General features: G+C 70.8%; 13 protein-coding genes and 1 pseudogene. 7 read left to right on the top strand and 7 right to left on the bottom strand.

Going from position 1 to position 17,321, the window contains the following annotated elements; genetic code table 11:
* Positions 1–24: 24 nt before the first annotated feature.
* Positions 25–1,725 carry a methylmalonyl-CoA mutase gene (locus tag ACFVUT_RS05985; protein WP_389644636.1) on the top strand — a complete coding sequence of 567 codons (1,701 nt, stop codon included), beginning with the start codon at positions 25–27 and terminating at the stop codon, positions 1,723–1,725.
* A 53-nt stretch (positions 1,726–1,778) separates the two neighbouring features.
* Here the strand turns inward: ACFVUT_RS05985 and ACFVUT_RS05980 are convergent, their stop codons facing one another.
* Entirely contained in the window at positions 1,779–2,408 is a 630-nt protein-coding gene (locus ACFVUT_RS05980) for a TetR/AcrR family transcriptional regulator (protein WP_389644639.1), read from the bottom strand.
* A 316-nt stretch (positions 2,409–2,724) separates the two neighbouring features.
* Here ACFVUT_RS05980 and ACFVUT_RS05975 point away from each other — a divergent pair, with 316 nt between their 5' ends.
* The 4 genes from ACFVUT_RS05975 (at position 2,725) to ACFVUT_RS05960 (ending at position 6,832) form a co-directional block, all read left to right on the top strand.
* Positions 2,725–3,693: a tetratricopeptide repeat protein gene (locus ACFVUT_RS05975; RefSeq protein WP_389644642.1), complete on the top strand. Its 969-nt coding sequence runs from the start codon at positions 2,725–2,727 to the stop codon at positions 3,691–3,693.
* Positions 3,694–4,291: 598 nt separating this feature from the next.
* A complete protein-coding gene (locus ACFVUT_RS05970) occupies positions 4,292–4,933 on the top strand; it encodes a DUF6230 family protein (RefSeq protein WP_389644645.1) in 642 nt (213 codons plus the stop codon).
* Between the two features lie 92 nt (positions 4,934–5,025).
* Positions 5,026–5,595: a DUF6114 domain-containing protein gene (locus ACFVUT_RS05965; protein WP_389644649.1), complete on the top strand. Its 570-nt coding sequence runs from the start codon at positions 5,026–5,028 to the stop codon at positions 5,593–5,595.
* The gene (locus tag ACFVUT_RS05960; protein WP_389644652.1) at positions 5,585–6,832 is read left to right on the top strand and encodes a hypothetical protein; all 1,248 of its coding nucleotides are present in this window, start codon (positions 5,585–5,587) and stop codon (positions 6,830–6,832) included. The genes ACFVUT_RS05965 and ACFVUT_RS05960 overlap by 11 nt, the downstream gene beginning before the upstream one ends.
* A gap of 181 nt (positions 6,833–7,013) precedes the next feature.
* Here ACFVUT_RS05960 and pyk read toward each other — a convergent pair whose 3' ends face one another.
* The 3 genes from pyk to pta form a co-directional block, all read right to left on the bottom strand.
* Entirely contained in the window at positions 7,014–8,444 is a 1,431-nt protein-coding gene (gene pyk, locus ACFVUT_RS05955) for a pyruvate kinase (protein ID WP_389644655.1), read from the bottom strand.
* Between the two features lie 74 nt (positions 8,445–8,518).
* Positions 8,519–9,769, bottom strand: coding sequence for an acetate kinase (locus ACFVUT_RS05950; protein ID WP_389644658.1), 1,251 nt, complete (start codon positions 9,767–9,769; stop codon positions 8,519–8,521).
* Entirely contained in the window at positions 9,766–11,934 is a 2,169-nt protein-coding gene (pta, locus tag ACFVUT_RS05945) for a phosphate acetyltransferase (RefSeq protein WP_389644662.1), read from the bottom strand. Before pta ends, ACFVUT_RS05950 begins: the two co-directional genes overlap by 4 nt.
* A gap of 328 nt (positions 11,935–12,262) precedes the next feature.
* Here pta and ACFVUT_RS05940 point away from each other — a divergent pair, with 328 nt between their 5' ends.
* Complete coding sequence (locus ACFVUT_RS05940) at positions 12,263–13,288, top strand: ATP-dependent 6-phosphofructokinase (protein ID WP_389644665.1); 1,026 nt, start codon at positions 12,263–12,265, stop codon at positions 13,286–13,288.
* Positions 13,289–13,483: 195 nt separating this feature from the next.
* Positions 13,484–13,774, top strand: a pseudogene (locus tag ACFVUT_RS05935) (helix-turn-helix domain-containing protein); the annotation flags it as partial.
* 194 nt (positions 13,775–13,968) lie between these two features.
* Here the strand turns inward: ACFVUT_RS05935 and ACFVUT_RS05930 are convergent.
* The 3 genes from ACFVUT_RS05930 to ACFVUT_RS05920 all read right to left on the bottom strand — a co-directional run bounded on the left by ACFVUT_RS05930 (position 13,969) and on the right by ACFVUT_RS05920 (position 17,175).
* Positions 13,969–14,607, bottom strand: coding sequence for a helix-turn-helix domain-containing protein (locus ACFVUT_RS05930; protein WP_389644858.1), 639 nt, complete (start codon positions 14,605–14,607; stop codon positions 13,969–13,971).
* Positions 14,608–14,824: 217 nt separating this feature from the next.
* Positions 14,825–15,499 carry a response regulator gene (locus tag ACFVUT_RS05925; protein WP_389644668.1) on the bottom strand — a complete coding sequence of 225 codons (675 nt, stop codon included), beginning with the start codon at positions 15,497–15,499 and terminating at the stop codon, positions 14,825–14,827.
* A complete protein-coding gene (locus tag ACFVUT_RS05920; RefSeq protein WP_389644671.1) occupies positions 15,496–17,175 on the bottom strand; it encodes an ATP-binding protein in 1,680 nt (559 codons plus the stop codon). The genes ACFVUT_RS05925 and ACFVUT_RS05920 overlap by 4 nt, the downstream gene beginning before the upstream one ends.
* Positions 17,176–17,321: the final 146 nt, after the last annotated feature.

The following is a 17,321-nucleotide window of genomic DNA, read 5'->3' as shown; positions in this document are numbered from 1 at the left end:
GGACGTCCTAGTAAATTCGAAGATATGGACGCTGACGCGATCGAAGAAGGCCGCCGCCGCTGGCAGGCCCGCTACGACAAGGCCCGCAAGCGTGACGCGGACTTCACCACCCTCTCCGGAGACCCGGTGGACCCCGTCTACGGCCCCCGTCCCGGGGACACGTACGAGGGATTCGAGCGGATCGGCTGGCCCGGTGAGTACCCCTTCACGCGAGGGCTCCACCCGACCGGCTACCGCGGCCGGACCTGGACCATCCGCCAGTTCGCGGGCTTCGGCAACGCCGAGCAGACCAACGAGCGCTACAAGATGATCCTCGCCGCCGGCGGCGGCGGGCTCAGCGTCGCCTTCGACATGCCGACGCTGATGGGCCGCGACTCCGACGACCCCCGCTCGCTCGGCGAGGTCGGACACTGCGGCGTGGCCATCGACTCGGCCGCCGACATGGAGGTCCTCTTCCAGGACATCCCGCTCGGCGACGTCACGACGTCCATGACAATCAGCGGACCCGCCGTCCCCGTCTTCTGCATGTACCTGGTCGCCGCCGAGCGCCAGGGCATCGACCCGGGCGTGCTCAACGGCACGCTCCAGACCGACATCTTCAAGGAGTACATCGCGCAGAAGGAGTGGCTCTTCCAGCCCGAGCCGCATCTGCGCCTCATCGGCGACCTGATGGAGCACTGCGCCCGCGACATCCCCGCCTACAAGCCGCTCTCCGTCTCCGGCTACCACATCCGCGAGGCCGGGGCGACGGCCGCGCAGGAGCTCGCGTACACCCTCGCCGACGGCTTCGGTTACGTGGAGCTCGGCCTCTCCCGCGGGCTGGACGTCGACACCTTCGCGCCCGGTCTCTCCTTCTTCTTCGACGCGCACCTCGACTTCTTCGAGGAGATCGCCAAGTTCCGCGCCGCCCGCAGGATCTGGGCCCGCTGGATGAAGGAGACGTACGGCGCCAGGACCGACAAGGCGCAGTGGCTCCGCTTCCACACCCAGACGGCCGGTGTCTCGCTGACCGCCCAGCAGCCGTACAACAACGTCGTACGGACCGCGGTCGAGGCACTTTCCGCGGTCCTCGGCGGTACCAACTCGCTGCACACCAACGCCCTCGACGAGACCCTGGCGCTCCCCTCCGAACAGGCCGCCGAGATCGCACTGCGCACCCAGCAGGTGCTGATGGAGGAGACCGGCGTCGCCAATGTGGCCGACCCGCTGGGCGGCTCCTGGTACGTCGAGCAGCTCACCGACCGGATCGAGGCCGACGCGGAGAAGATCTTCGACCGGATCAAGGAGCGCGGCATCCGCGCCCACCCGGACGGGCAGCACCCCATCGGGCCCATCACGTCCGGCATCCTGCGCGGCATCGAGGACGGCTGGTTCACCGGCGAGATCGCCGAGTCCGCCTTCCAGTACCAGCAGTCGCTGGAGAAGGGCGACAAGCGCGTCGTCGGTGTCAACGTCCACCACGGCTCGGTCACCGGAGACCTGGAGATCCTGCGGGTCAGCCACGAGGTCGAGCGTGAGCAGGTCCGCGTGCTCGGCAGCCGCAAGGACGCCCGCGACGACGCCCGGGTCACGTCGGCGCTGGACGCGATGCTGGCCGCCGCCCGCGACGGCTCCAACATGATCGCGCCGATGCTCGACGCGGTCCGGGCCGAGGCCACGCTCGGCGAGATCTGCGGCGTCCTGCGCGACGAGTGGGGCACGTACACGGAACCGCCCGGCTTCTGACCGCCCTCAGAGCCTGCCGGGTGACCTTCGACCGGAGGCCACCCGACAGGCTCTCAGGGGGAGGCCGCCGCTCCCAGCCCCGCGAGCAGCAGCTCGGTGAAGCGCCTGGCCCAGTCCTCGTCGACGGGCTCGGCGCTCACCAGGGCCCGGTGCACCACGGCGCCGGCGATCACATCGAAGATCAGATCGGCGGTCGTCCCCGCCGCGGCCTCGTCCTGCTCGACGGGCAACTCCCCACGTTCCTGGGCCCGTCGACGGCCCTGGAGCACCAACCGCTTCTGCCGGTCGACGATCGAGTCGCGGATCCGGGCCCGCAGCGCCTCGTCGCGGGTCGACTCCGCGACCACGGCCATCAGCGCCGTCCGGGTCTCCGGCCGCTCCAGCAGCGCCGCGAACTGCAGGACCACCGCCTGCACATCGGCCGACAGGCTGCCCAGGTCCGGCAGTTCCAGCTCGTCGAAGAGGACCGCGACGGCGTCCACGACCAGCTCGTTCTTGCCCGCCCACCGCCGGTACAGGGTCGTCTTGGCGACCCCGGCCCGCGTCGCCACATCACCCATCGTGAGCTTCGACCAGCCGAGGTCGACCAGGGAGGCCCGGGTCGCCTCCAGAATCGCTTCGTCGGCCGCGACGCTGCGAGGGCGCCCCGTTCGCGGGGGTTTGGGGTGGCTGTGGCTCAGCATGCCGTGACCATACCGGCCAGTAGGGTGAACCGACCGGTCCCTGCGGCCGTGAGACAGATCACCGAACGCGCCGGTGCGCGGGGGGTGCGGGGAAGTTACGCTACGGGTCGTAGCGTAAAGACGGCGGTCACTCCGTCGTGACGCCACGAGCGAACGACAGCCACAGGCACCGGGTGGGGATCCGGTGCCGAAACGGGTCTTTCAGGGGCCCTCGGGCCGCGTCCGTCCGTATTCCCGCACGCCGGCGGGGACCGCGGACGGGTGCGGTTCCCGGATCGCTTTCCGTATCGGCTCGCCAAGGGGGGAGGATGTACGCATGCAGCCTAGGAACATGTCCATGAGCGGCGTCGTCGACCTCGCCGCGGTGAAGGCGGCCGGCGAGGCCAGAGCGAAGGCGGAGCAGGCCCGCGCCGAGGCCGCCCGGCAGGGGGGTGGTGGCGCCGTGCCGCCGTCCGTCCTGGTGATCGATGTCGATGAGGCGGGCTTCGAGAGCGATGTCCTGCAACGCTCCGCCGAAGTCCCCGTCGTCATCGACTTCTGGGCCGAGTGGTGCGAACCGTGCAAGCAACTGGGTCCGCTCCTGGAGCGCCTGGCCCATGAGTACAACGGCCGCTTCGTGCTCGCCAAGGTCGATGTCGACGCCAACCAGATGCTGATGCAGCAGTTCGGTATCCAGGGCATCCCGGCGGTCTTCGCCGTCGTGGCCGGGCAGGCCCTTCCGCTCTTCCAGGGCGCGGCCCCCGAGGCCCAGATCCGGCAGACGCTGGACCAGTTGATCCAGGTGGGCGAGGAGCGGTTCGGGCTCACCGGAATCGCGGTCGACCAGGACGCGGCCGCCCCCGAGGCGCCTGTCGAGGCGCCCGCCGGACCGTACGACGCCCTGCTCGAAGCGGCCGTACAGGCGCTGGACGCCAATGACTTCGCCGGTGCCGTCCGGGCGTACAGCACCGTCCTGTCCGAGGATCCCGCCAACACGGAGGCCAAGCTCGGTCTCGCCCAGGCCGAACTGCTCGCCCGGGTCACGGACATGGATCCGCAACAGGTCCGCAAGGACGCCGCGGAGCGTCCGGCGGACGCCGCGGCGCAGGTGGCGGCGGCCGATCTGGATCTGGTCGGTGGTCATGTCGAGGACGCGTTCGGGCGGCTCGTCGAGACGGTGCGCCGCACGGCCGGAGGCGAACGGGAAGCGGCGCGCGTGCGCCTGCTGGAACTGTTCGAGGTGATCGGCCCGGACGATCCGCGGGTCGCCGCCGCGCGCGCGGCGCTGGCGCGGGTCTTGTTCTGATGTGACAACGCGGCCGTGGCATCCCCTGGATGCCACGGCCGTTTTCGCGTGCGGGCGCTAAGGGACGGCTCTGCTTTACCAAATCTTGATAAAGGCACGGTCTGTTACTCGCAGTAAATCACCCCTGGGGATCTGTCCGTATAAGGGAATCGATCCCCCCTTTCGTCCTTCCGTTCGGCGCCACCCTGTGTGGCCGGGTGATGCCGCCCGGTCGCTCATCGGTTATCGGGCCGTTACTAGCGAGTAACGAACCCCCTTGTGCGGCGGCCGGGAATGCACCACGATCGGCCGGGCTCGGTCCAATAACGCCAGCCCGGCCGCCAGTCGGTGCGGCGGCCCTGTTGGGTCCCCACCGAGTGGGCCGGCGGCAGTGGCGCCGACTCCGGACAGGGGGGTTCCTGCCGTCCGGCAGGGCCTGTCCGAACAGGTTGCGCGTGTGCGTGGCCAGTGGTTGTCGCTCGGGGGTGATCGCCGGTGATTCGGACGCGGTTCCTGCCTCCGTACGCGGGCGCTCTCCTTTCCGAGGACGTAGCACTTCTCCCATCCCAGGACGGGCCCTGCCCGGACCGGAGATGTACGTCCGAGAAGGAGGAAAAATATGAGTTCCCAGGTTCGTGGCGGCACCAGATGGAAGCGTTTCGCTCTGGTGATGGTGCCGAGCGTCGTGGCGACCGCCGCGGTGGGTGTCGGTCTCGCGCAGGGTGCCCTCGCGGCGTCCTTCAGCGTGTCCGGCCAGAGCTTCAAGGTGCGCGCGGACAAGCTCGTCGGTCACAACTTCGTCCAGTACGGCAGCGTTGCGACCGGCAAGGACCTGAAGGGTGAGGACGCGGCGCACGCCGTGGCCGTCTCCGGCTTCAGTGACGCCAAGATCACCAACATGTGCCAGTCGGTGGTCACTCCGAACCTTCCGTTCGGCCTCGGCAACGTCACCCTTCAGCTGAAGGCGGGTACGGACCCGAAGAAGCCGGTCAAGGCGACCAATCTGTACCTGGACATCGCCGAGCTCGACGCCGACGCGTACTTCGAGAACATCGACATCGGTGTGGCGGCCGGCTCCGTCGGTGACCCCGGCATCCAGTCCGGCACCGAGAAGGCCGTCAACCCGAACGGCTTCGCGCAGCGCTCCAAGAAGGCCACGCTGACCAACGTGAAGCAGGAGGCGTGGGCGACCACCGCGGGCACCTTCCGGCTCAGCAACCTGAGCCTGCGGCTGCACAGCGGTGTCAAGGAGTGCTACTAGCACCCGCCCGGGTGGCCGGAGCGCCCCGCGGGTCTCCGGCCGCCCACCTTTTCTTCTCTCACAGCAGTACCGGTTCCAGGGAGCTGTTTTCCATGAGCCCCGAGTCCACAGGGCAGAACGAGCACTACCTCCGCGCCTTCCGGCGGGGATTCCGCACCTGGCGGGGTAACCGGCCGTTCTGGGCGGGCCTGTTCACCATGGTGGGTGGTCTACCCATCTCGTACTTCCCGTACGCCAACATGCATCTCGGCAACGTCACGCTGGCGATGTCCACGACCGCCGGTGCGGGGTCGCTGATCATCGGGGTCCTGCTGGTCACGCTGGGCCTCACCATGTGGTTCCACCACATCGTCAGAGTGTTCGCCGGCGTCGCCGCGATCCTGCTGGCGCTGATCTCCATACCGGTCGCCAACATCGGCGGGTTCCTGATCGGCTTCCTGCTCTCGATGCTCGGTGGAGCGCTCTCCGTCTCCTGGGCCCCGGGCGAGCCGTTGCCCGACGAGGTGGACGCCGGCGCGGAAGGCCGGACGTCCGTGGACGACGGCCCCGGGACGCGGGAGCCCGAACCCGAGTTCCACAGCACGGCGGCGGTGCCCCATCAGCAGCCGGAGCAGTACGACACGACAGTTGAGGTCGACGGCGGGAGGCATCGTGCGGGGTGACGAGTCGCAGCTGGACTCGACCGGGGAGAACCTCCGGGCGAGAAGCGGACCGCGCCACGCGGCCCCCAGGAAATCGTTGCTGACGAAGCTGCACATACCCGCGGGCAAGGCGTTCGCGCTGGCCGCGATGCCGACGGCCGTCCTCGTGGGCATGGGGCTCACCCCCAAGCTCGCGCTCGCCGACGACACCACGGACATTCCCTTCGCCCCCGGCCCCTGCGTGACGCGTTCCGACGAGCCGAGCGAGTCGCCCTCCCCGTCCGCCTCGCAGTCCACGTCGCCCTCCCCGTCCCCGTCCCCGTCCGCCACCGGTTCCGGTGACAACGGCGACGCGTCGGTCCCGAAGCCCTCGGCGACCCCGTCGGTGAGTGACGCGGCGAAGCCGGAGGAGAAGTCCGCGGTCGCACCCGCCGCCTCGCCGAGCGCCTCGCCCACCCCCACGAAGTCGACGAACCCGCTCGACCCGCTGGGCATCGGCGACGCGCTCAAGGACCTCTTCGGCGGACCGGACAAGGAGACGGCGAGCCCGTCCCCGAGCGAGAGCACCGCGTCCCCGGAGCCCACGTCCGACGCCACGAGCAAGCCCGGGGCCACGGACGCCGTGAAGGAGACGGCCGACACGACGGCCGCCGCCATCCGCGACGCCGCGGACAAGGCGGGCACGACGGTCAAGGAGCTCGACGACAGCGTCAAGGGGCTCGACGCCAAGAAGGACGAGGACATCCCGGACGGCGCCAAGGAGCGCTTCCCGTGTCCGACCGCCGACCCCGAGGCACTGGCCGCGGCCGACCTGGAGACGGGCGTCCCGCTGCTTCCGACCGACCCGTGGATCCTGGACAGCTCCCTGCTCACCCTCAACGGGCTGGACTACAAGGGCATCGTCGAGGTGAAGACGCAGGACGGCACCGTCAAGAAGGTGCTGAAGTTCACCGCGGACTCCATCGACATCAAGGACCTCCACCAGTTGACGGTGGGCCCGAACGGCACCACCGGCCATGTCCAGGCGCGCGAGGGCTCCACGTCCACCATCCGCAACGGCACGGTGACGATGTACACCCAGGAGCTGAAGGGGAACCTCTTCGGCCTCATCCCGGTCACGTTCAGCCCCGAGACGCCGCCGCCGCTGAACGTCCCCTTCGCCTTCTTCACCAAGGTCAAGGTGACCCAGGCAGGGCAGTTCGGCGGCTCGCTCAAGGTGCCGGGGCTGCACAACTACTTCACCGGCGGTAACAGCTAGCGCCTGCTTCACCCGCGGCAACAGCCGGCGCCGCAACAGGCGGCACCGGCGCCGTGCCGGACACCGCGAGCCGGTGAACCTTCGCCGCCGCAGCACTGGACCCGTTCGGGAGCCGCACAGACCATGGGCCGCACTCCGTCAAGGAGTGCGGCCCATGGTGCTGTCGCGCAGAGCGCCCGTGTCAGTCGCGCGCCCCGCCGCCGACGTGGTGCACCCGCACCATGTTCGTCGTGCCCGGGATGCCGGGGGGCGAGCCGGCCGTGATGACCATCGTGTCGCCCTCGTTGTAGCGGTCCAGCTTCGTCAGCTCCCCGTCGACCAGATCGACCATCGCGTCCGTGTTGTCCACGTGCGGCACGACGTGGGCCTCGACGCCCCAGCTCAGGGCGAGCTGGTTGCGGGTGGACTCGTCCGTCGTGAACGCCAGGATGGGCTGCGCGGCCCGGTAGCGGGAGAGGCGTCGGGCGGTGTCACCGGACTTGGTGAAGGCGACCAGTGCCTTGCCGTTCAGGAAGTCCGCGATCTCGCAGGCGGCACGGGCCACCGAACCACCCTGGGTGCGGGGCTTCTTGCCCGGCACCAGCGGCTGGAGGCCCTTGGACAGCAGCTCCTGCTCGGCCGCGACGACGATCTTCGACATCGTCTTGACCGTCTCGATCGGATACGCGCCCACGCTGGACTCGGCCGACAGCATGACCGCGTCCGCGCCGTCCAGGATCGCGTTGGCGACGTCGGACGCCTCGGCGCGGGTCGGCCGCGAGTTGGTGATCATCGACTCCATCATCTGGGTCGCCACGATCACCGGCTTGGCGTTCCGCCGGCAGAGCTCCACGAGGCGCTTCTGCACCATCGGGACCTTCTCCAGGGGGTACTCGACGGCCAGGTCGCCACGGGCCACCATCACACCGTCGAACGCCATGACGACGCCCTCCATGTGCTCGACGGCCTGCGGCTTCTCGACCTTGGCGATGACGGGAACCCGGCGGCCCTCCTCGTCCATCACCTTGTGGACGTCCTTGACGTCGTCGGCGTCCCGTACGAAGGAGAGCGCCACCAGGTCGCAGCCCATCCGCAGGGCGAACCGCAGGTCCTCGACGTCCTTCTCGGACAGTGCCGGGACGTTGACCGCCGCACCGGGCAGGTTGATGCCCTTGTGGTCGGAGATGACACCGCCCTCGATGACGATCGTCTTCACCCGGGGGCCCTCGACCGCGACGACCTTCAGCTCGACGTTGCCGTCGTTGATCAGGATCGGGTCGCCCTTGGTGACGTCGCCGGGCAGGCCCTTGTAGGTCGTGCCGCAGATCGACTTGTCGCCGGGGACGTCCTCCGCGGTGATGGTGAACTCGTCCCCGCGGACCAGCTCGACGGGGCCCTCGGCGAACTTCGCCAGGCGGATCTTCGGGCCCTGGAGGTCGGCGAGCACACCGACCGCTCGACCGGTCTCGGCGGCGGCCTTGCGGACCCGGTCGTAACGACCCTGGTGCTCCTCGTGGCTGCCGTGACTGAAGTTGAAGCGGGCCACGCTCATGCCGGCCTCGATCAGAGCGACGAGCTGCTCATGGGAGTCGACGGCGGGACCGAGTGTGCAGACGATTTTGGAACGGCGCATGAGGCGGATCCTATCGGTTTGTTTCGCTGCGGAATATTCCGGCTGGTGGAAAGTACAAAGGGGCGCGGGGGTGCTCAGTTGTGGGCCTCTCCGACGAGCGCGAAGGTCTGGACGGCGATCTCCAGCTCCTCGTCCGTCGGCACCACGGCGACCGCGACCCGTGCGTAGTCCGGCGAGATCAGCCGCGGCGCGCTCGACCGCGCGGCGTTCAGATCCGCGTCCACCACGAGGCCCATCTCCTCCAGCCCGGCGATCGCAGCCTCCCGTACGGGCGCGGAGTTCTCCCCGACCCCCGCCGTGAACACCACGGCATCCACTCGCCCGAGGACCGCCGAATAGGCGCCGATGTACTTCTTCAGCCGGTGCACGTAGATGTCGAACGCCAGCGCCGCACGCTCGTCGCCCTCGTCGATCCGGCGCCGGATCTCCCGCATGTCGTTGTCGCCGCAGAGCCCGACCAGACCGCTCCTCTTGTTCAGGAGTGTGTCGATCTCTTCCGCCGACATCCCCGCGACCCGCTTGAGGTGGAAGGTCACGGCCGGATCGATGTCGCCCGAACGCGTGCCCATCACCAGCCCCTCCAGCGGGGTCAGCCCCATCGAGGTCTCCACGCACCGGCCGCCCGCCACCGCCGACGCCGAGGCGCCGTTGCCCAGGTGCAGCACGATGACATTGACCTCCGCGGGGGTACGGCCGAGCAGCGCGGCGGCCTTGCGGGAGACGTACGCGTGCGAGGTGCCGTGGAAGCCGTAGCGCCGGATGCGGTGCGCGTCGGCGATCTCCGTGTCGATCGCGTACCGCGCCGCGTACTCCGGCATCGTCGCGTGGAACGCCGTGTCGAAGACCGCCACCTGCGGAAGGTCGGGACGCAGGGCCTGCGCGGTACGGATGCCGGTGATGTTCGCCGGATTGTGCAGCGGGGCCACCGGGACCAGGCGCTCGATCTCCTCCAGCACCTCGTCGTCGATCACCACGGGCTCGGTGAACCGCAGCCCGCCGTGCACCACCCGGTGGCCGATCGCCGCCAGCGCGGGGGAGTCCAGGCCGAGACCGTCGGCCGCCAGTTCCGCCGCCGCCGCCTTCAGCGCGGCCCGGTGGTCGGCGATCGGGCCGATGCGCTCACGCGGCTCGGCGCCACCGCCGACCAGCGGGGTGTGCACCAGCCGGGAGGTCTCCTCGCCGATCCGCTCGACCAGCCCGGCCGCGAGCCGGGAGTGGTCGCTCATGTCCAGGAGCTGGTACTTCACCGACGAGGAGCCGGAGTTGAGCACGAGGACGCGCTGCGCGGCCATGGGGGAAGAGCCTTCCGCGGTCGGAGTGGTCATACGGTTCGCTCCTGGGCCTGGGTCTCGCCCTGGGCCTGGGTCTCGTCCTGGGCCTGGGCCTGGATCGCCGTGATGGCCACGGTATTGACGATGTCCTGGACGAGCGCGCCCCGGGACAGATCGTTGACGGGCTTGCGCAGTCCCTGGAGCACCGGGCCGACGGCCACGGCGCCCGCCGAGCGCTGCACGGCCTTGTAGGTGTTGTTGCCGGTGTTCAGGTCCGGGAAGATCAGCACCGTCGCCTGTCCCGCCACCTCGGAGCCGGGCAGCTTCGTCGCCGCGACGCTCGGTTCCACCGCGGCGTCGTACTGGATCGGACCCTCGATCCGGAGATCGGGCCGGCTCCGGCGCACCCGGGCCGTCGCCTCGCGCACCTTGTCGACATCGGCGCCCGATCCCGAGGTCCCCGTCGAGTACGACAGCATCGCGATCCGCGGCTCCACGCCGAAACGGGCGGCGGTGGCGGCCGACTGCACCGCGATGTCCGCGAGCTGTTCCGCGTCCGGGTCGGGGTTGACCGCGCAGTCGCCGTACACCAGGACCTTGTCGGCGAGGCACATGAAGAAGACGGAGGAGACGATCGAGGTGTCCGGCTTCGTCTCCCCGGCACCCGCAGCCCCGTCCGGCGCGCTCGGCGCGGACCCCTTCGTCTTGATGATCTCGAACGCGGGGCGGATCGTCGCCGCGGTGGAGTGCACGGCCCCGGAGACCATGCCGTCCGCGAGCCCCTCCTGGACCATCAGGGTGCCGAAGTAGTTGACGTCCGCGACGACGTCGTACGCCAGCTCCACCGTGACCCCGCGGTGCGCGCGCAGCTCGGCGTACCGTTCGGCGAAACCCTGGCGCAGCTCGGAGGTCTGCGGTTCGATCAGCTGCGTATCGGCGAGGTCGATGCCCAGGTCCGCGGCCTTCTTGCGGATGACGCCGGGGTCGCCGAGGAGGGTGAGGTCGCAGACGTCGCGGCGCATCAGCACATCGGCGGCGCGCAGCACGCGTTCCTCGGTGCCCTCCGGCAGGACGACCCGGCGCCGGTCGGCGCGGGCCTGCTCCAGCAGCTCGTGCTCGAACATCATCGGGGTGACGCGGCCGCTGCGGGCCACCGAGATCCTCTCCAGCAGGGCGCCGGTGTCCACGTGGCGCTCGAAGAGGCCCAGGGCGGTCTCCGCCTTGCGCGGCGTCGCCGCGTTCAACTTGCCCTCCAGCGCGAAGAGTTCCCCCGCGGTGGGGAAGGAGCCGCCGGCCACGGAGACGACCGGGGTGCCGGGTGCCAGCCGCGCGGCCAGCCTGAGTATCTCCTCGCCGGGGCGTTCGTCCAGGGTCAGCAGCACTCCCGCGATGGGCGGGGTTCCCGCGCTGTGCGCGGCCAGCGAGCCGACCACCAGATCCGCCCGGTCCCCGGGGGTCACCACCAGGCAGCCCGGCGTCAGCGCCTTCAGCATGTTCGGCAGCGTCGCACCGCCGAAGACGAAGTCCAGCGCGTCCCTGGCCAGACCGGAGTCGTCGCCGAGCAGTACCGTGCCGCCGAGCGCCGCGGTGATCTGGGCGATGGTCGGAGCGGAGAGCGCCGCGTCGTCCGGCAGGACGGAACAGGGGACGGGCAGCCTCGCCGCCAGCCGCTCCGCGAGGACATCCCGGTCCTCGGCCGCCACCCGGTTCACGATCATCGCGACGACGTCGCAGCCCAGGCCCGAGTACGCCCGGTAGGCGTTGTGGGTCTCGGACCGCACGGACTCCGCGGGCTGGCCCTTGCCGCCGACCACCGCGATGACCGAGGCGCCGAACTCGTTGGCGAGACGCGCGTTGAGCGCCAGCTCGTCCGGCAGCTGGGTGGCGGCGAAGTCGGTGCCGAGCACCAGCACCACCTCGTACTTCTGGGTGACCTGGTGGAAGCGTTCGACGAGCAGCGAGACCAGCTCGTCCGTACCCCGCTCCGCCTGGAGGGCGGACGCCTCGTGGTAGTCGAGGCCGTAGGCCGACTCGGGGTCCTGGGGGAGCCGGTAGCGGGCCCGCAGCAGCTCGAACAGCCGGTCGGGTCCGTCGTGGACGAGCGGCCGGAACACGCCGACCCTGTCCACCTGACGCGTCAGAAGCTCCATGACTCCCAGGTCGACGACCTGGCGGCCGTCTCCCCGGTCGACCCCGGTCACGTACACGCTGCGCGTCACGCGTGCTCTCCCGTCCATATTTGCGGTTTGGGACGTAATGCCAAGTTGACGATACCTGCGGGGGCCGAGACGCCGCCCGCCGGGCGAAGGACCCTTCAGGACGTTCCCAGGAGCCTCCTCCGTCCGGCCGGAGCACCGCCGGAACCACGGCCGCGCCCGGCCGGGGCACCCGTGCGGGCACCCCCGGGGAGCGGCCGGGAGCGGCCGGGAGCGCAAGGCTTGGACCCGACGTGGGACAATCGTGTTGGCTCACGGTACGGGGAGATTACGGGGAGATTCTGTAGTCGCCCCCGAAACGCACGGCACTAGCGAGCAGGAGACCAGCACGATGCGCATCGGAGTTCTCACCGCAGGCGGCGACTGCCCAGGGCTGAACGCAGTGATCCGGTCGGTCGTGCACCGTGCCGTCGTGGGTCACGGCGATGAGGTCATCGGCTTCGAGGACGGGTTCAAGGGGCTCCTCGACGGTCACTTCCGCCCCCTCGATCTCAACGCGGTCAGCGGCATCCTGGCCCACGGCGGCACCATCCTCGGCTCGGCCCGCCTGGAGCGCGACCGGCTGCGCGAGGCCGCCGAGAACTGCGCCGAGCTGAGCCGTCGTTACGGGATGGACGCACTCATCCCCATCGGCGGCGAAGGCACCCTCACGGCCGCGCGCATGCTGTCGGACGCCGGAATGCCCGTCGTCGGTGTCCCCAAGACCATCGACAACGACATCTCCGCCACCGACCGCACCTTCGGCTTCGACACCGCCGTGGGCGTCGCCACCGACGCCATAGACCGTCTCAAGACCACGGCCGAATCACACCAGAGGGTCATGGTCGTCGAGGTGATGGGCCGCCACGCCGGCTGGATCGCGCTGGAGTCCGGAATGGCGGGCGGCGCGCACGGCATCTGCCTTCCCGAGCGCCGCTTCCGCGTCGAGGACCTGGTCAAGATGGTCGAGGAGCGCTTCGCACGCGGCAAGAAGTTCGCGGTCATCTGCGTCGCCGAGGGCGCGCATCCGGCCGAGGGCTCCATGCCGTACGCCAAGGGCGAGATCGACCAGTACGGCCACGAGCGCTTCCAGGGCATCGGCAACCGGCTGGCCATCGAGCTGGAGGCCCGGCTCGGCAAGGAGGCCCGGCCGGTCATTCTCGGCCATGTGCAGCGCGGCGGCACGCCGACCGCGTACGACCGGGTGCTCGCCACCCGCTTCGGCTGGCACGCGGTGGAGGCGGCGCACCGGGGCGACTTCGGCCAGATGACGGCCTTGCGCGGCAACGCCATCCAGATGGTTCCGCTCGCCGACGCCATCACCCGGCTCAAGACGGTTCCGGCGGACCGGATGGACGAGGCCGAGTCGGTCTTCTGACCCCGGACGCGCCAGGCAGCGCCGCACCCAGCAGCAGACGGCCCTGACTGTCCCCCCCCGTGGACGGTCAGGGCCGTTCGCCGTTCCCCCGGGCGTCAGGGCCGTCCCGGGAGGTCAGGACCGGACGTGCCGCGGTGCCGGAATCCACTCTTGAGCCGGCGGCCCGGATCAACAAGGCTTACGCCTGTCCCGGACATGTCCCAACCCTCTCCGGGCGCGGATCCCGGGGGAGGGACACAGCACATGGTGGTCGAGGACGGGGCTCCGGATCCTCGTGAGGCACACGGCCCGGCCGAGTTCGTGGCCCTGCTGAGAGTGCTCAAGGAGGCGTCCGGTCTGACGTTTCGCGAACTGAGTCAGCGGGCGGACGCCGTCGGGGACGTCCTGCCGAGGTCCACGATCGCCAACCTGCTGGGGCGTGCGACGGTCCCGCGCGAAGAACTCCTCGCCGCCTTCCTGCGGGCCTGCGGCTGTGGGCCCACGGAGGTCGACGACTGGCTCGGCGTACGCAAGGAACTCGCGATCAGGAGTGCGGCAGCCGCGGGCCCGCGGAGGCGTGCTGGATCGAGCCCCGGGGCAACCCCGTCGAGGGCTACCGGATCCGCCCCGCCCACACCCACCTGTGCGTGGGCGCCGAGGCGGGCAGCGACAAGCGCGGCACCGAGGTGGTGCAGCACGGCTCAGGTGCTCGTCCCCTCCACCCCCGCCGTCCGCCAGAACCGCGGCAGGATCTCCGCCAGGAACTCCCGCTCCGGATCGCCCGCCGTGCCGCCCCGCTCCTGGCCCGTACCGCTCCGGCTCGGCGTCGACACCGTCAGCGTCCGGTAGTCGGCGTGCAACTGTTCCATCACGTCCTGGAGGAATCCGCGCTCCAGCGGCACCAGCTTCGCCACCGACCGGACATGGGCCTGCCAGCGCGTCGTCACCGCATCGCGCAACAGCTCCGCCAGCTCCTCGTCGCGTCCGCAGACCGTCACGAACCCGGCGGCCGTCAGTCCCAGCACCTCGCTGAGCACCGCGGACTGGCGTTCGTTGCCGCGCCAGCGCCCCGCCTCCTCCATCCGCCGGTACGCGGAGGCGGTCAGCCCCAGCAGACGCGCCAACTCCTCGGCGGGCAGCTCCCGGGCCGTCCGGTGCTCCCGCAGGGAGCGCGCGGCGGTGAGCAGCTCGCCCGGCGAGCACCACAACACCCCTGCCAGCGCGATGAGTTCGTACTCGCCCGGCACGGCGAGCCCGCGCTCCCAGGCGATCACCGTATCCGTGCCGACCCGGAGCCCGTACTGGGCCCCGAGGCCGTACGCGACATGGCCCGGCAGCATTCCCAGGGCCTCGCGGAGCCGGCGCGCGGCGGGGGCGTTGAAGGGCGGCGAGGGGTCCACGGCCCCACCGTAGAAGTCAAGACGTGGTCTGACTACGGTGTGTTCCGCCGATATCACGGCTCGTAGGAACGTCCTAGGAGGACAGGACGGAGGACACGGCGGACGACACGGCGGACGACACGGTCCGCTGCCGGTCGGCCGTGACCCGCCGTACGGGTCAGTGCGTCTGGGCCACCCAACGGTAGTGCAGCTCCGGGCGACCGACCTGACCGTACAGCGGGCTTCGCGCCGCGCGTCCCACCGTCACCAGATGTTCCAGATAACGGCGCGCGGTGATCCGCGAGATGCCCAGCTCCACCCCTGCCGCGCCCGCGGTCACCCCGTCCGGGGCTGCTCGCAGGACCCGGGTCACGGCCTCCAGGGTCGGGCCGCTCAGCCCTTTCGGCAGCCGTGTCGGCTGCGGTGCGCGCAGGGCGCCGAGCGCCCGGTCCACCTCGTCCTGACCGCTCGCCTCACCGGCGGCCGCGCGGAACTCGGCGTAGCGGACGAGCCGGTCGCGCAGCGTGGCGAAGGTGAACGGCTTCAGTACGTACTGGACGACACCGAGCGAGACCCCCTCCCGGACCACCGCGAGATCCCGTGCCGACGTCACCGCGATGACATCCGCCGCGTGCCCGGCCGCCCGCAGCGAGCGCAGCAGGTGCAGGCCGTGTCCGTCGGGCAGATAGAGATCCAGGAGCAGCAGATCGACCGGCATGCGGTCCAGCGCCCGCACCGCCTCCGCGCGCGAGTGCGCGACCGCGGCCACCGTGAATCCGGGCACGCGGCTCACGTACAGCCGATGGGCGTCCGCGGCGACGGGATCGTCCTCGACGACCAGCACCTGGATCACGCGGTGACCTCCTTCGTGGTGTGCGCCGCGCGGTCGCCGGGGGCCAGCGGCAGCCGCACCGTGAACTCGGCACCGCCGTCCGCGCCGCGGTCCAGTGCCACCGTCCCGCCGTTGCGGCGCACCGCCTGCCGCACGAGGGCCAGCCCGATACCCCGGCCCGCGCCGTGCGTCGTCCAGCCGCGGTCGAACACCTCGGCGGCGTCGTCCGGGGCGATCCCGGCGCCGGTGTCGGCGATCCGCAGCAGCAGTTCGCCCTCCCCGGCGAGCGCGGTGACGGTGACCCTGGCGCGGACGCCCTGGCCGGGCGCCGCGCCGCGCTGGGCGGGCACGGCAGGGGCGCCGGGCATACCCGTCGCCGCCTCCGACGCCGCGTCCACCGCGTTGTCGATCAGATTGCCGAGGATCGTGACCAGGTCCCGTGACGGCAGCGTCGCGGGCAGCGCGCCGTCGTCGATCAGGCTGTCGTCGGCGAGCACCAGCTCCACCCCCCGTTCGTTGGCCTGCGCCGCCTTGCCGAGCAGCAGCGCCGCCAGCACGGGTTCGGCGACGGCGCCCACCACCCGGTCGGTGAGGGCCTGGGCCAGCTCCAGTTCGGCGGTGGCGAAACCCACCGCCTCGTCGGCCCGGCCCAGTTCGATCAGCGAGACGACCGTGTGCAGCCGGTTCGCCGCCTCGTGCGCCTGCGAGCGCAACGCCTGGGTGAACCCCCGCTCGGAGTCCAACTCGCCGGAAAGCGCCTGGAGTTCGGTGTGGTCGCGCAGGGTCACGACCGTACCGTGCCGCTCCCCGCCCACCACCGGACGGGTGTTGACCACGATCACCCGGTCCGGCGTCAGATGCAGTTCGTCGACCCGCTCCTCGGAGGCGAGCAGCGCGCCGGTCAGCGGCGCGGGCAGATCGAGCTCGGCGACCTGGCGCCCGACCGCGTCCGGTCCGAGGCCGAGCAACTCCCGGCCCGCGTCGTTGATCAGCGCGATCCTGCGCCGCCCGTCGAGCATCAGCAGCCCCTCGCGCACCGCGTGCAGCGTGGCCTGGTGGTAGTCGTGCATCCGGCTCAGCTCGGCGGCGTTCATGCCGTGGGTGTGCCGCCGGAGCCGTGCGTTGATCACATACGTGCCGATGCCGCCGAGTGCCAGCGCCCCGCCCGCCGCCAGCCCCAGCGCCCCGAGTTGCGCCCGCACCTGCGAGGAGACCAGTTCGACCGTGATGCCGGCGCTGACCAGCCCGGTGATTTTGCCGCCGTCCCGGACGGGGGTGACGACCCGGATCGAGGGGCCGAGCGTGCCGGTGTACGTCTCCGTGAACGTCTCACCGCGCAGCGCCCGCTCGGTGTGCCCGAGGAACGTCTCGCCGATCCGGTCGGTGTGCGGGTGTGTCCAGCGGATCCCGTCCGGGGACATGATCGTGACGAACGCGATCCCGGTGTCCTTGCGGACCTTCTCCGCGTACGGCTGCAACCCGGCGGACGGGTCCGGAGTACGGATCGCCTCCCGCACGGACGGCGAGTCGGCGATCGCCAGCGCCGCCGCGGTGACCTGCCGGGCCGCTGTCCTCCTCGCCTGGCCGCTGCCCGAGACGTAGGCGAAGAACGCGCACCCCGCCACCACGGCCGCCACCAGGACCACCTGCATGGCGAAGAGCTGGCCGGCCAGGCTGCGGGGGCGGGGGAGACGCATGGCACCAGTCTGCCTGGCCGAAAACGTATGAACGAAATGCACGTAACCGTGACCGCCGTCACAGGGAGCGGGATATTCGCCAGGGCCCTGATCCACCGGACAGGTCCATGCCCCCCTGGGACGGGGGAGCGACCCGGACGAGCCGA

Source organism: Streptomyces sp. NPDC058051 (assembly GCF_042885475.1).
Classification (GTDB): Bacteria; Actinomycetota; Actinomycetes; order Streptomycetales; family Streptomycetaceae; genus Streptomyces.
This window is presented reverse-complemented; position numbering and strand designations above follow the sequence as displayed.

Excerpts from the sequence above, each read along its gene's own strand:
- ACFVUT_RS05985 (WP_389644636.1), top strand. The coding sequence starts at position 25 with ATGGACGCTGACGCGATCGAAGAAGGCCGCCGCCGCTGGCAGGCCCGC.
- ACFVUT_RS05980 (WP_389644639.1), bottom strand. The coding sequence starts at position 2,408 with ATGCTGAGCCACAGCCACCCCAAACCCCCGCGAACGGGGCGCCCTCGC.
- ACFVUT_RS05975 (WP_389644642.1), top strand. The coding sequence starts at position 2,725 with ATGCAGCCTAGGAACATGTCCATGAGCGGCGTCGTCGACCTCGCCGCG.
- ACFVUT_RS05970 (WP_389644645.1), top strand. The coding sequence starts at position 4,292 with ATGAGTTCCCAGGTTCGTGGCGGCACCAGATGGAAGCGTTTCGCTCTG.
- ACFVUT_RS05965 (WP_389644649.1), top strand. The coding sequence starts at position 5,026 with ATGAGCCCCGAGTCCACAGGGCAGAACGAGCACTACCTCCGCGCCTTC.
- pyk (WP_389644655.1), bottom strand. The coding sequence starts at position 8,444 with ATGCGCCGTTCCAAAATCGTCTGCACACTCGGTCCCGCCGTCGACTCC.
- ACFVUT_RS05950 (WP_389644658.1), bottom strand. The coding sequence starts at position 9,769 with ATGACCACTCCGACCGCGGAAGGCTCTTCCCCCATGGCCGCGCAGCGC.
- ACFVUT_RS05940 (WP_389644665.1), top strand. The coding sequence starts at position 12,263 with ATGCGCATCGGAGTTCTCACCGCAGGCGGCGACTGCCCAGGGCTGAAC.
- ACFVUT_RS05930 (WP_389644858.1), bottom strand. The coding sequence starts at position 14,607 with ATGCTGCCGGGCCATGTCGCGTACGGCCTCGGGGCCCAGTACGGGCTC.
- ACFVUT_RS05920 (WP_389644671.1), bottom strand. The coding sequence starts at position 17,175 with ATGCGTCTCCCCCGCCCCCGCAGCCTGGCCGGCCAGCTCTTCGCCATG.